Raw genomic sequence first — 13316 nt, 5'->3', positions numbered from 1 at the left:
ATGTTATCTGGTCGCAGGTTTACGTGATTCAACGTTGGGGTTGAACATCCTTGACCGCCCTGCCCCAGGCGGGCATCGGCGGGGGATGTCCCCGTCCCTCGACACCGTCTTTTCCGCCCTGTCGGACCCCACGCGCCGCGCGATCCTGTCGATGCTGCTGGAGGACGACATGGCCGTCACCGATGTCGCCGCCGGGTTCGACATCTCTCTGGCGGCCGTGTCGAAGCATCTGCTGACCCTCGCCCGCGCGGGCCTGATCACCCAGGAACGCCGTGGTCGCGTCGTTTGGTGCAAGCTGGAACCCGACGCCCTGCGCGACGCGAGCGTCTGGATGCAGGGTTTCGGACAGTTCGAGGGGTTCGACGTGGATGCTCTCGAAGGCTTGCTGGACGACATGGACCCGAAGCGCGCGCCCCTCGACTGATCGGTTGGTCGCGCGTGCCCGCGGGGTTACGCGCAGACGGTTTGGCAACCGGATGGGCCGGCGCCCTTTCGAAGGGCACATAAAGCGACGGTTCGGCCTGCGGCAACGGGTTTGCGCGCCGATGCCGTACGGCACCGGTCGGCGCAATCTGCGACCGTTGCCACAAGACGCTTCCGCGTATCAGAGCATCCGTTTCCTGAGGTCATGGATCAGGTGCTCCAGTTCCTCATCCCCTTGTTCTGCCAACCGCATCAGGCCGAACTGCACGCGGGCCATGTCCTGATAGTAACTGGTGTAGATGTAATTGGTGGCAGCCCCCGCCGCCGCCCCGATCACGGGCACGGCCTGCGCGGCAAGTTTCTGGCCCAGCGGCACCGCCAGCCTTGGCGCGACCTTGGCGATCAGGCCCTGAATCGTGCCCCCCGTCAGCGTCAGGCGCATGGTGATGAAACTGAGGTCGGTGCCGTCGTCATCATCGAGGGGCCCGGCGGCGGCAAAGACGCGCAGGCAGGCGGCACGGACCTCGGGCTTGGCCGGGTCGAACCCGTGCTCGTCCGCGATACCCTGAATCGCGCGAAGGATCACCGTGGTCGTCACTGGCAGCTCCGCAAGCGCCGACGGCAGCCCGCCGAACCCGCCGGCGGCGCCGGTGCCCATCGTCATGGCCCGCGTCAACCAGTCGGAGGTATCGCGCAATCGCCCGCGCGAGGCGGCGGCGGCATTGAACGATTGTTCCAGCGCCGCGGCAGTGGCCTTTTCCAGCCCCCCCTTGACCGGACCGGGCAACATGTCGAGCAGGCCCTCGGCCTGTGTGCCGATGAGATTGAGAAGCTGCATGCCGGTGCCGTTGGCGCCGCGCAGTTGCAGGGCGATGCGGTCGAGTTCCGCCTCTCTCTCGAGGGGGGGGAAGACCTGTTCGGTGCGCTTGTCTGTCATGGTGCGAAGATGGGGGCGCGGTGTCCGTCCGGCAAGGCTCGTATCACGTCCCCCGTAACGCCGGCCCAGTCCCAGACCCCGAGCACGCGCTCGGGGTTCGTGGGCGGCGGCATCACCACGTCTCTGAGGACGGCGAACCCGAACCGCGTGTAATAGGCGGAATCGCCCACCAGAAGGATACGCCTGACACCGGCGTCATGCGCGCGGTCCAGACCGGATTGGATCAGGAAGGCGCCCAGACCTTCGCCCTGACGGGTCGGGTGTACGGCCACGGGCCCCAGCAGCATCGCGTCCCACCGATCACCGATACGCACCGGCCAGAACCGTATGGCGCCCGCGACCTCGCCCGCGGACCCGCGCGCCACGAGGCACAGGTCCCGCGCGGGTGGCACGTCATCACGCAACCGATAGGATGACAGGGCCGTACGCCCCGGCGCAAAGCAGAGGTCCATCAGGGCCTCCACCTCCCAGTGATCGTCGGGTATTTCCTGCCGCAGCTCCATCCTCCGCCTTTTGCAGGGACGTGCCGTCGGTGGCCAGCAGATTTCGGGACAGGCACGCGGCCGTGTCGCCTGGGGGGCCTGTGCCGCAACCCTTTCCCGCCCGCGCCCGGCAAGCTAGACAGCCTGCGACCCAGTTCCCCCAAGAGGATGCCGATGTTCTATCGCCCCGAGGACGGCCATGGCCTTCCGCACAACCCGTTCAACGCCATCGTCTCCCCCCGGCCCATCGGCTGGATCAGCACGCGGGGCGCATTGGGGGACAATCTTGCGCCCTATTCCTTCTTCAACGCCGTGGCCTACGTGCCGCCGCAGGTCATGTTCGCCTCGACCAGCCAGAAGGATGACCGGGACGGCACCAAGGACAGCATGGCCCAGCTGCGTGAAAGCGGTGTCTTCTGCGTGAACATCGTCGAATATGCCGCGCGGGACGTGATGAACCTGTCGTCGGGCGCGCATCCTGCCGGGGTCGACGAATTCCGGTTGGCGGGTGTCGAAAAGGCGGCCTGCACGACGATCGACTGCCCCCGCGTGGCGAATGCGCCCGCATCGCTGGAATGCAAGGTGACACAGATCGTCCCCCTGCCCGGCGAGGCCAACATCGCCGTCTTCGGTGAGGTGACCGGCATCCACATGCGCGACGACTGCATCATCGACGGCCGGTTCGATGTCACCAGCTTTCAGATGCTGGCCCGCGGCGGCTATCGGGATTATTCCGTCGTGCGCGAGGTTTTCGAACTGCAACGTCCCGACGACTGAGGCCCCGGCGGGTTCGGGCAGCGTGCCCGCATCTGCCCGGTCACCCCTCCAGCAGGACCCAGCGGATCAGGCCATAGACATAGAGCGCCGTGAACAGCAGGTTCACGTACTTCAGCTGCCGCTCCGTGTGAAGCCACGCGTAGAATATCCAGATCACGCAAAACGGCAGGCCGAAGACCATCGGCCACGGGTGCCAGTTCTGCACGATGGCGACCGTGCTTGCGATCCCGAGGATCAGGGCGAACCATTTGAACGCTTGCTCTCGCGCAGCCAGCCAGATCACCAGCCGGTCCGCAAAAGGATCTGAGCGACGCAACACGCGCGGCCTCCTTCTGGTATGTCGGAATGTGGGGGGACGGGTCATCTCTGCCACCCGTCGGGGCCATCCATACAGGCAAGTCACGGTTTGGACCAGCCCGCGCGCGACCGATGATGTCGGTTTGCGCATCCTTCCGGACGGCACTGACCTTGCCTATGCCGTCCGGTTCGGGGGGGCTAGTGCCCGCCTTCGAGAATACCCGTCCGCACACCGTAGTTCGCGGCGATCGCGTAATCGGGGTCATCGTCGCTGTCGACCATCAGGTGCCCGGCCTTGGTCAGCAGGGTGTGACAATCGCGGCTGAGGTGGCGCAACTGAATCGTCTTGCCGGCCGCCTCGTATTTTCCGGCCAATGCCTCGATCGCCTGAAGCGCCGATTGGTCGGCAACCCGGCTTTCCGCGAAATCCACGATGACGACGGAGGGGTCGTTCTGCGGATCGAACAGCTCGATGAACCCCGAGGCGGAGCCGAAGAACAGCGGGCCGTTGACCTGGTAGACGCGCGCACCTTCCGGCGTCTCGTAGGTCTTGGCGCTGATCCGGGTCGCGTTCTGCCACGCATAGGCAAGGGCCGAGACGATCACGCCGACGATCACGGCGATGGCGAGGTCGGTCATGACCGTCACCACGGTCACGAGGATGATGACCACCGCGTCGATGCGCGGAACCTTGAACAGGATCTTGAGCGAGTTCCACGCAAAGGTCCCGATCACCACCATGAACATCACACCGACCAGCGCGGCCAGCGGGATCCGTTCGATCAGCGGGGCCGCCACCACGATGAAGGCCAGCAGGAACAGGGCGGCGGCAACGCCGGAAACACGTGTGCGCCCGCCCGATTTGACGTTGATCATCGACTGCCCGATCATCGCACAGCCCCCCATGCCACCAAAGAAGCCGGTCACGGTGTTCGCGGCCCCCTGGGCGATGCATTCCTGCGAAGCACCGCCACGCTGACCGGTGATTTCGCCGACGAGGTTCAGGGTCAGAAGGCTCTCGATCAGGCCGATGGCCGCAAGGATCAGCGCATAGGGCAGGATGATCGTCAGCGTCTCGTAGGTCAGCGGCACCATCGGCAGGTGGAACGTCGGCAAGCCCCCCGCGATGGAGGCCATGTCACCCACCGTCGGTGTCGGAAGGCCGAAGACGATCACGATGGCCGCGGTCACGCCGATGCCTGCCAATGGAGCGGGCACGATGTTCGTCAGCTTCGGCAGACCCCAGATGACGGCCATGGTCACCGCGATCAGCCCCAGCATCAGGGCGATCCCCTCGGGGGGCAGCCAGTTGCCCTCGGGCGTCCGGAACTGCGTCAGCTGAGCAAGGAAGATCACGATGGCGAGGCCGTTGACGAAGCCCAGCATCACCGGGTGCGGCACGAGGCGGATGAACTTGCCCCACCGCATGACGCCCGCGAACATCTGCAACAGCCCCATCAGGACGACCGTCGCAAAGAGGTATTCGACCCCATGCTGCGACACGAGGCTGACCATCACCACGGCCAGCGCGCCGGTCGCGCCCGAGATCATCCCCGGACGCCCCCCGATCAGCGCGGTGATCAGGCCCACCATGAACGCGGCATAGAGGCCGACAAGCGGGTTCACACCGGCAACGAAGGCAAAGGCCACTGCTTCGGGAACCAGCGCCAGCGCGACGGTCAGACCGGCGAGAATCTCGATCCGGAATCGTCCGGGTGTCAGCGGATCGGTGGGCGCGACGCGCAGGTCGGGTTTGTCGAAAAGGTTGGCGAAGCTCGCCAGTGGGGAACTGCTCAAGGGAATGTCTCGCACATCTGGAAGGGAGGCTTGCCGCCCCCTTTAGCAGGGAAGCGGCGGCGGTGACACCCCGTCGATGGCCGCCATGGGGGCGGGGCACGTCCTGCCCCGACATCGGGGGCGGACCGCGGCGCGGGTGACGACGCGTGGCCCCGCAGACCCATTCCTGCGACGGACCCGGACGGGCGACGCATAGGGGCTGGTCACCACCCCCGCGCCTGCTACGATCCGGCCCGCGACAATCGGCGGAGAGGGCACCATGCAGCCAGTCATCGGCATCATCGGCGGATCCGGCCTCTACCAGGTCGAGGCTTTGCAGGACGCGGTCTGGACGGAGATGGACACCCCGTGGGGTGCGCCGTCGGACAACCTGCTGATCGGCACCCTTGGCGGCCTGCGCGCCGTGTTCCTGCCGCGACACGGGCGGGGGCATGTCCATACGCCGTCGACGGTGCCCTACCGTGCAAACGTCGCCGCGATGAAGGCCGCCGGGGTGACGCATCTGGTGTCCGTCTCCGCCGTGGGGTCGTTCCGGGAGGAGATGGCACCGGGGCACTTCGTGATCCCGGATCAGTTCATCGACCGGACCTTTGCCCGCGACAAGACGTTCTTCGGGCCCGGCCTCGTGGCACATGTCTCGGTTGCCGACCCGGTGTGCGCTACGCTGGCCACGGCCTGCGCCGAGGCCGCGCGCAAGGGCGGTGCGACCGTGCACGGGGGGGGCACATACCTTGCGATGGAAGGGCCGCAGTTTTCCACCAAGGCGGAATCGCACCTGTACCGCCAATGGGGCTGCGACATCATCGGGATGACCAACATGCCCGAGGCGAAGCTGGCCCGGGAGGCGGAGCTGCATTACGCCACCGTCGCCATGGTCACCGATTTCGACAGCTGGCACCCCGGCCATGGCAACGTCCAGATCACCGATATCATCGAGACATTGCACGGCAACGTCGCCAAGGCCGCCGCGATGGTTGCCGCGTTGCCCGACCTGTTGCCAACCGATTGCCGCACCGGCTGTGCCACCGCATTGGACCATGCCGTCATGACGGCGCCCGCGGCGCGCGATAGCCGGATGTCCGCCCGCCTTTCCGGAATTGCGGGCCGCGTCCTGTGAAGTTCGCCGCAGTGCTGATGGTGCTGGCCGGCTCTGCCTCAGCGCAGGAGTTCGTGTCCGCCCCCGGACCACTGTCCGACGATGCGTTCTACCGCGCCGTATCCTGCGGGGCCGCGCCCGACGGCGAATGCCGCAAGCCGATCCTGCGCTGGCCCGAGGAAAAGCGTGACGGGGTGACCGTCGCCCTCGCCTCGGTCGCACCGGGATTGCTGCCCTATCAACGCGCGCTCTACGAAGAAGGACTCGAAGCCGCGCTCGATGAGATCAATGGCCTCGGCGCCGGTGTGCGCCTGCGCCGGGTCAATATCGATGACCCCGACATCGAGATCCACGTCGTCGCCACGGCACCGGGGCAGGTGATGGAAAACACCGGGGTCGAGGCGCTGGACGGGAATGTCCTGCCGCTGGGGCGTGTCGCCCTGCGCGCCCGCGACAGCGAGATCCGCGAAGCCCTGATCGCCATTTCCGCCAAGGCGCGCCGGCGCGAGATCGCGTCGATCCTGCTCGAGGAAACAACACAGGCCCTCGGGTTGATGACCGATATCCGGGGGCCGACATATCGCCGGTCCGTCTTTTCGGAAGACAGCAACTCGGTGGTGCGGCTGGAAGGACAGGATGCCATGGCCCTGCGCCGCCACTACGCCCCCAATACCCCGCAAGAGGAAAGCTGATATGCAGCAGAAGACCGTCCGCGACTACATCCGCACCATTCCCGATTTCCCGCACGAGGGGATCATGTTTCGCGATGTGACGACCCTGTTCGCGGATGCCCGCGGGATGCGCCTGTGCATCGATCAGTTGCTGTCCCCCTTTGCCGGGGAACGCATCGATGCCGTGGCAGGGCTGGAGGCTCGGGGTTTCATCCTGGGCGGGGCCGTCGCGCACCAGCTGGGCTGCGGCTTCGTTCCGATCCGAAAGCAGGGAAAACTGCCGGGGCCGACGTATGAACAGGAATATACCCTCGAATACGGGCATGCCGTCGTCGAGGTGCATCAGGATGCCCTGCCCGCCGGTGCGCGCGTCCTGCTGGTCGATGACCTCTTGGCCACGGGTGGCACCGCCCGTGCCGGGATCTCCTTGCTCGAACGTCTCGGCTGTGAAGTCGTCGGCTGTGCCTTCGTGGTGGACCTGCCGGAACTTGGCGGACGCGCGGCCCTGAAGGACATGGGCATGCCGATCCATACGCTGTGCGATTTCGACGGCATGTAGGAAAGCCCGCGTCCCGGGAACGACGTCAACACTTTGGTAACACTTGTGGCGCAAAGCTGGGGCGTGGCCACAGCAGACAGCCACCCATTCCCCCCAGCGCCCTGCCCCCCGGCAGGGCGCACCCCGTTCAGGGACGCCGCTGGTCCTGTCGGATCACTTCTGCCGCAGGACCGCGCCGGGGTTCATGATGCCCTTGGGATCGAGCGCGTCCTTGATCGCCCGCATCGCGGCAAGTTTCGTGGGGTCCACATAGCGTTCCAGATCGCCGACCTTGAGACGGCCGACACCATGTTCCGCGCTGACCGATCCGCCGTGTTCGGCCACGAGGTCATGCACCGCCGCCTTGATGGCATCCCGGTCGTCCTCATGATCCGAACGGCTGCGGCCCGGCACGGGAAAGACGTTGTAGTGCAGGTTGCCGTCACCGACGTGGCCAAAGCAGTTGATGCGGAAATTGCCGATCTTGGCGATCACGCCGGGGCCCTTGGCGATGAAACCCGGAATCGCGGCCAGCGGCACCGAGATGTCATGACTGCTGACCGCACCGATCTTGCGATTGCCGAGGGGGATCGATTCGCGGACGGCCCAGAATTCGGCCCGCTGCGCCTCGGACTGGGCGATGACACCATCCGAGACAAGACCCCGGTCCAGCGCAGCTTCGAACAGCCCTTCCAATGCGGCCTGCGGATCGCCGGACACCCCGAGGCCGAGATCGATCAGGACCGACCATTGCGGCTGCCCGAGCGGCAGACGCACCTCGGGCATCGTCTCGGCCAGAAAGTCGAGGCCCATCCGCCCGATCAGTTCGAAGGCGGAGACCCCTTCCCCGATACGGTCGCGGGCAAGGTTCAGAAGGTCCAGCGCCGCCGCCGGATCGGACACGACCATCATCGCGGCCCCCGTGCCCACCGGACGGGGCATGAGTTTCAGCGTCGCCGCGGTGATGACGCCCAATGTTCCCTCGGCCCCGACCAACAGGTGCCGCAGGTCATAGCCGGTGTTGTTCTTTCGCAGGGGCGACAGCCCATTCAGGATGGATCCGTCGGGCAGCACCGCCTCGATGCCAAGGCACAGATCGCGCGCATTTCCGTAGCGCAGGACATTCACGCCACCGGCATTGGTCGACAGGATGCCGCCGATCCGGGCCGATCCCTGCGCCGCGATCGACAGGGGAAACAACCGGTCCGCATCCGCCGCCGCGTCCTGCACCGTCTGCAGGATCACCCCCGCCTCGGCGACGAGGGCGTTTTCGGTCGCGTCGACGGACCGGATCCTCGTCATCCTCTCCATGGACAGGATGATCGGTGTGGCCAGATCGCCCGAGACCTGCCCCCCCACCAGACCCGTTCCCCCCCCATAGGGGATGACCGGCACACCAGCCTCGGACGCGGCGCGAATGATTGTCGCGACCTCCCCCGTCGTGGCGGGGGCCAGCAGAAGGCCGTCGGTTCCAGCCCAGCGACCCCGCGGTTCCTCGATATGGCGCGGCTCGATCGTGCGGAAGGTCGCGGGCGGCAGCGTGGCGCGGAGCGTCTCGGCAAAGGCACCGTTGGCGGGGGCAAAAGGCATCGGATCTCCATCGCGGACATGGGCACGGCGTCGGGGCGGCGCTTGGCGGCCTTTGTCCGACGCCACGGGGGTGGACGCAACCATTCGACCGCGTCAGGGACGCGTCAGGTAGGACGGGCGCAGAACGACCACCGTGGGGCGGTTGGGCAGGTTGCGCAGCGATACCTCGATGGCGTTCGTGTCCCGCCTTTCGATCGCGAAATTGTCCTGCATGCCGATCAGAAACCGCTGCAATGCTGCTTCTCCGAACCAATGCATCGGCAGGACGACGCTGGACCGCAGGCGGGTCAGGACGCGCGTCATGGTCGCCGTGTCCAACGTCAGCCCCCCATCCACGGGGGCCATGACCACATCCAGACGGCCCAGTGCGGCATATTGCCGGGCCGTCGGTTCGTGATGCAGATGGCCGAGGTGGCCGATGCACAGGCCGCCGACCTCGAACACGAAGATCGAATTGCCGTTCCGCTCCACCGCGCTGATGCCTGTGTCGAAACCCGACCGGATGTCGGTCGATACCGATCGCACCAGCATCTCGCCCAGATCGAGATGGTGGTCCGCGGCCTTGCCCACGCGGTCCGACCAACCCGGCAGGACATGGGCGATTCCCGGGTCCGGCGTGGGGTCCCAATGGCTGATGTGGGCGCGGTTCATGGTCACGACATCCGGCGGGGGCACGGGACCGATGAAACCGACGTAATCCGTCACCGCGCGCAGGCCGCCCGGCGTTTCCAGCATGAACATGGCATGGTCGATGTAGGACAGGCGCACGGTCCAGTCGTCCGGCAGGGGCGCGCCGTAGCTGGCCTTTTGCACATAGGACAGGCCGAGCACCTCTGCGATGGCGATGCAATGGCTGGGCCTGCGGGTCTGGTCGTTGCCCTGCGCGGCCACCGGCCCCGCAATCGGGCCGATCAGGCAGGCCAGCAGCGACAGGATTCGGATCAGGGCGGGTGCAGTGGGCATGGCTGTCCTCCTGAGAGCAGCATTGCCCATCCCGCCGCGCCGATCCAGCGGTCCGTTGCCGCAGGGTCCGTCGGCAATCGAGGATCAGGCCGGGCGCGCGCCCACGTAGGCCCATGCGGCATCGAGATCCGCTTTCTCGAAGGTCTTCGCCTCGACCGGAATGACGGACCCCATCGCCTCGATCATCGCCGAGGCGTCTTCGGGCGCACCGACGGCCACGTATTTGTCGACCGACGTCAAGGACCGGAACCGGGATTTGATCGATTCCCAATCCAGACCTGCGCCGACCTCGCTGCCGTCGTAGTGTTCGAAGATCAGCAGCATGTTGACCTTGTCATACAGATCGAAGGCCGCGTTCATTTCCTCGCCCATGGCCTCCATTTCGTCGGCCGTTACCTTGCCGTCGATGGAAAAGGCATAGGTGGCGGGATCCGTGGTCGGGATTCGGTGGATGACCTTGGGCATGACTGTCTCCTGCAGTTGGTGTCACGACCCAACGCAGACGGGTGTCACCCGGTTTCCGCACGCCCCCGCCGATCCGACCGCAGCATCGCGTAGAGAACGTGGTTCCGCCAGCGGCCCGCGATCTGAAGATAGCTCTGCGCCACGCCCTCGTACTTGAACCCCGCCTTTTCCAGCAGACCCCGCGAGGCGGTGTTTTCCTCCAGACAGGCCGCCTCCAGCCGCGACAGGTCCATGCGGCGAAAGGCGTGATAGGACAGGGCGACGATCGCTTCCTTCATGTAGCCCTGCCGCGCGTGCGGCTGTCCGATCCAGTACCCGATGGTTGCCGATTGCGCGGGGCCACGGCGCACATTGTCCAGCGTGATCGCCCCCAGCAGGGCGTCATCGGACTTGCGCGTCAGGAACAGGGCCAGCGCAGACCCCTGACCATGGCTGCGCTGCGCCCAGTAGACACGATTGGTAAAGGATTTGCGCGACAGGTGATCCGTCGCCCACTGCGGCTCCCACGGGTGGAGGAACGGAGCGGACCCTTCGCGCAGGGACACCCACGCACGGTAGTCCGTATGTTGCGGCAGGCGGAGCAGCATGCGCTCCGTCTCGATCTTCGGCTTGCGGAAACCCGCCAGCATCACGCGGCAAGCCGGGAACGCAGCGTCTGTGCGTCAGGCGCCCCGTCGACCGGCCCGTAAAGCGCCAGCGCAGGCGCAGCGCTCAGCAACTGTCCGGCATGGGCGCGCACGGCGGCGGCATCGACGGCGTCGATCCGCGCCACCACCTCGGACAGGGGCGGAACCCGGTCCCAGATCGCCACGACACGCGCAAGGCGTTCTGCCCGGCTGGACGGCGACTCAAGACCCATCAGCATGCCCGACTTCATCTGCGCGCGCGCGCGGGCGACCTCGGCTTCGGTCATGTCGTCGGCGGAGCGTTTCAACTCGTCCATCGTCAGGTTCGACAGCGCGGTCACGTCCTCTTCGGCGGTGCCCGCATAGACGGTCAGCATGCCCGTATCGGAATAGGCCCCGACACTGGAAAAGATCGTATAGCAGAGACCGCGCTTTTCACGGGCCTCCTGGAACAGGCGCGAGGACATGCCCCCGCCCATCACGCTGGCATAGATCTGCGCGGTATAGATGTCGTCGTCGCGGTAGCCGGGCTGGGCAAAGCCGATGGCGACATGGGCCTGTTCCAACGCCTTGATGTGCCGCGCCTCGCCGCCCTGAAAGCGGCTGATCTCCGGCAGGGCCTGCGGCTGCGTGGGCAGATGGGCAAACAGGTCCTCCGCCAGGCGCACGATCGCGTCATGATCGACCGCCCCCGCCGCCGACAGGATCATCTGGCCAGGGCCGTAGTTCTGGGACACGAACCGCGTCAGGTCCGCGCGATCGAAGGCGCTGACCCGTTCGGTCGGCCCGAGGATGGTGCGGCCCATCGGCTGTTCGGGATAGGCCGCTTCCTGCAGCCAGTCGAAGATGATGTCGTCGGGCGTATCGAGGGCCTGCCCGATCTCCTGCAGGATGACCCCGCGTTCGACCTCGATTTCCCGTGCGTCGAACACCGGGTTCAGCACGATGTCGGAAATCAGATCGACGGCCAGCGGCACATCGTCCTTCAGGACGCGCGCGTAATAGGCCGTCACCTCGCGGCTGGTATAGGCGTTGATATAACCGCCGACGTCCTCGATCTCCTCGGCGATCTGCAAGGCGTTGCGGCGGGCCGTGCCCTTGAAGGCCATGTGTTCGAGGAAATGGGCGATGCCGTTCTGGTCCGCTGTCTCGTGGCGCCCGCCGGCGCCCACCCAGATCCCGACACTGGCCGATTGCAGGCCGGGCATATGTTCTGTGACGATACGGAAGCCGTTGGACAGCCGGGTGATCTCTACGCTCATGCAACGCGTCTTTCGTCAATCAGGGCCTCGATGGCCGACAGGTCGTTGTCGACGCGGGCAATGCGTTCGTCGCGGTCGAACAGGTCGGCCATGCGCGGCGGCAGGGCGGGCCTGATGCCGGTTGCGGCCTCGACGGCGTCGGGGAATTTGGCGGGATGCGCCGTGGCCAGCGTGACCATCGGAACGGATCCGAGGTGCGCCTCGGCCACCTTCACGCCCACCGCGGAATGCGGGCACAGCAATTCGCCGGTCCGGGACAGGGTATCGGCGATCGTCTTCGATGTTTCCTCTTCGGACACGCGGCCCGAGGCATAGATTTCCCGAAGGGATTGAAGCGCGCCTTGCGATACGCTGAAGCCGCCCGACTTCAACTCCTCCATCAGCTGCGCGATGGCGCTGCCGTCCCCGTCGTAGGCAAGATGCAGGGCGCGCTCGAAGTTGGAGGAGACCTGAATGTCCATCGAGGGCGAGATCGAGGGTTCCACCGTGCCCGTGCGATAATCGCCCGTGGTCAGGCAACGGTGCAGGATGTCGTTCTGATTGGTCGCCACCACCAGCTGCCGGATCGGCAGGCCCATGCGCTTGGCGATATGCCCCGCGAAGATGTCACCGAAGTTGCCGGTGGGGACGGTGAACGAGACCTCGCGGTGCGGTGCCCCGAGGGCGGTCGCCGCGGTGAAGTAATAGACCACCTGCGCCAGCACGCGGGCAAAATTGATGGAGTTCACGCCCGCAAGACCGACCCGGTCGCGGAACGCGAAATCGTTGAACATGTCCTTCACACGCGCCTGGCAATCGTCGAAATGCCCGGTCAGGGCCATCGCGTGGACGTTGGCCTCGGACGGGGTGGTCATCTGGCGGCGCTGCACATCCGATACCCGGCCATGGGGATACAGGATGAAGACGTCGACCGCGTCCAGACCCCGGAACGCCTCGATCGCCGCCGACCCGGTGTCACCACTCGTGGCGCCGACGATGGTCACACGCTCCCCGCGCCGCGACAGCGTGTGTTCGAACATCTGTCCGATCAGCTGCATCGCGAAGTCCTTGAAGGCCAGCGTCGGCCCGTGGAACAGCTCCAGCAGGTGATGGTTCGGACCAAGCTGAACCAGAGGCGCGCGTGCATCATGGCCGAACCCGGCATAGGCCCGTTTGACCATCGCCGCGAAATCGGCCTCGGAAAAGGCTTCGGAGACGAAGGGCCACATCACGCGGACCGCGACCTCCTCATAGGGCAGGCCTGCGAGCGCGGCGATATCGGCGGATGACAGGACCGGCACCGTTTCAGGCACATACAGACCGCCGTCCCGTGCGAGACCGGTCAACATCGTGTCCTCGAACCCCAGAACGGGGGCTTTGCCGCGGGTGGAGACGTAACGCATTGCCGGGGTT

Annotated in this window: 15 protein-coding genes; 5 read left to right on the top strand and 10 right to left on the bottom strand. The window is 66.2% G+C overall.

Annotation, left to right across the window (positions count from 1 at the left end; genetic code table 11):
- Window positions 1–85: 85 nt before the first annotated feature.
- The gene (locus tag V6N07_RS12360; RefSeq protein ID WP_371156610.1) at window positions 86–424 is read left to right on the top strand and encodes an ArsR/SmtB family transcription factor; all 339 of its coding nucleotides are present in this window, start codon (window positions 86–88) and stop codon (window positions 422–424) included.
- Between the two features lie 180 nt (window positions 425–604).
- Here the strand turns inward: V6N07_RS12360 and V6N07_RS12355 are convergent, their stop codons facing one another.
- On the bottom strand, window positions 605–1360 hold the full coding sequence (locus V6N07_RS12355) for an EcsC family protein (protein ID WP_371156609.1): 756 nt from the start codon (window positions 1358–1360) through the stop codon (window positions 605–607).
- Entirely contained in the window at window positions 1357–1863 is a 507-nt protein-coding gene (locus V6N07_RS12350; protein WP_371156608.1) for a GNAT family N-acetyltransferase, read from the bottom strand. Before V6N07_RS12350 ends, V6N07_RS12355 begins: the two co-directional genes overlap by 4 nt.
- A 153-nt stretch (window positions 1864–2016) precedes the next feature.
- Between V6N07_RS12350 and V6N07_RS12345 the strand changes: the two genes are divergently transcribed.
- Complete coding sequence (locus V6N07_RS12345; protein ID WP_371156607.1) at window positions 2017–2619, top strand: flavin reductase family protein; 603 nt, start codon at window positions 2017–2019, stop codon at window positions 2617–2619.
- A gap of 40 nt (window positions 2620–2659) precedes the next feature.
- On the opposite strand, the gene V6N07_RS12340 is transcribed toward V6N07_RS12345, so the two are convergent.
- Entirely contained in the window at window positions 2660–2938 is a 279-nt protein-coding gene (locus V6N07_RS12340; protein WP_371156606.1) for a peptidase, read from the bottom strand.
- A 176-nt stretch (window positions 2939–3114) separates the two neighbouring features.
- Window positions 3115–4713 (bottom strand): SulP family inorganic anion transporter, encoded by a 1599-nt coding sequence (locus V6N07_RS12335; RefSeq protein WP_371156605.1) that lies wholly within the window; start codon window positions 4711–4713, stop codon window positions 3115–3117.
- 259 nt (window positions 4714–4972) lie between these two features.
- On the opposite strand from V6N07_RS12335, the gene V6N07_RS12330 reads away from it, so the two are divergent.
- From V6N07_RS12330 to V6N07_RS12320, 3 genes are read left to right on the top strand one after another with little or no spacing between them, the layout of a single operon-like run.
- Window positions 4973–5830: an S-methyl-5'-thioadenosine phosphorylase gene (locus V6N07_RS12330; protein WP_371156604.1), complete on the top strand. Its 858-nt coding sequence runs from the start codon at window positions 4973–4975 to the stop codon at window positions 5828–5830.
- Window positions 5827–6501: a DUF2927 domain-containing protein gene (locus V6N07_RS12325; protein WP_371156603.1), complete on the top strand. Its 675-nt coding sequence runs from the start codon at window positions 5827–5829 to the stop codon at window positions 6499–6501. Before V6N07_RS12330 ends, V6N07_RS12325 begins: the two co-directional genes overlap by 4 nt.
- 1 nt (window position 6502) lies before the next feature.
- Window positions 6503–7039, top strand: coding sequence for an adenine phosphoribosyltransferase (locus V6N07_RS12320; protein WP_371156602.1), 537 nt, complete (start codon window positions 6503–6505; stop codon window positions 7037–7039).
- 153 nt (window positions 7040–7192) lie between these two features.
- Here the strand turns inward: V6N07_RS12320 and V6N07_RS12315 are convergent, their stop codons facing one another.
- The 6 genes from V6N07_RS12315 to thrC all read right to left on the bottom strand — a co-directional run bounded on the left by V6N07_RS12315 (window position 7193) and on the right by thrC (window position 13306).
- The gene (locus V6N07_RS12315; RefSeq protein ID WP_371156601.1) at window positions 7193–8608 is read right to left on the bottom strand and encodes an FAD-binding oxidoreductase; all 1416 of its coding nucleotides are present in this window, start codon (window positions 8606–8608) and stop codon (window positions 7193–7195) included.
- A gap of 93 nt (window positions 8609–8701) precedes the next feature.
- Entirely contained in the window at window positions 8702–9571 is an 870-nt protein-coding gene (locus V6N07_RS12310) for an MBL fold metallo-hydrolase (RefSeq protein ID WP_371156600.1), read from the bottom strand.
- Window positions 9572–9655: 84 nt separating this feature from the next.
- Complete coding sequence (locus V6N07_RS12305; protein WP_371156599.1) at window positions 9656–10036, bottom strand: STAS/SEC14 domain-containing protein; 381 nt, start codon at window positions 10034–10036, stop codon at window positions 9656–9658.
- Between the two features lie 44 nt (window positions 10037–10080).
- Window positions 10081–10665 carry a GNAT family N-acetyltransferase gene (locus V6N07_RS12300; protein WP_371156598.1) on the bottom strand — a complete coding sequence of 195 codons (585 nt, stop codon included), beginning with the start codon at window positions 10663–10665 and terminating at the stop codon, window positions 10081–10083.
- Window positions 10665–11924, bottom strand: a complete 1260-nt coding sequence (locus tag V6N07_RS12295; protein ID WP_371156597.1) for a M16 family metallopeptidase — start codon at window positions 11922–11924, stop codon at window positions 10665–10667. Before V6N07_RS12295 ends, V6N07_RS12300 begins: the two co-directional genes overlap by 1 nt.
- Window positions 11921–13306, bottom strand: coding sequence for a threonine synthase (thrC, locus tag V6N07_RS12290; RefSeq protein WP_371156596.1), 1386 nt, complete (start codon window positions 13304–13306; stop codon window positions 11921–11923). The genes V6N07_RS12295 and thrC overlap by 4 nt, the downstream gene beginning before the upstream one ends.
- Window positions 13307–13316 lie beyond the last annotated feature (10 nt).

It is taken from the genome of Jannaschia sp. 2305UL9-9 (assembly GCF_041403465.1).
Lineage (GTDB): Bacteria > Pseudomonadota > Alphaproteobacteria > Rhodobacterales > Rhodobacteraceae > Jannaschia.
The sequence above is the reverse complement of the archived record's forward strand: the minus strand, read 5'-3'. Positions and strand labels throughout refer to the sequence as shown.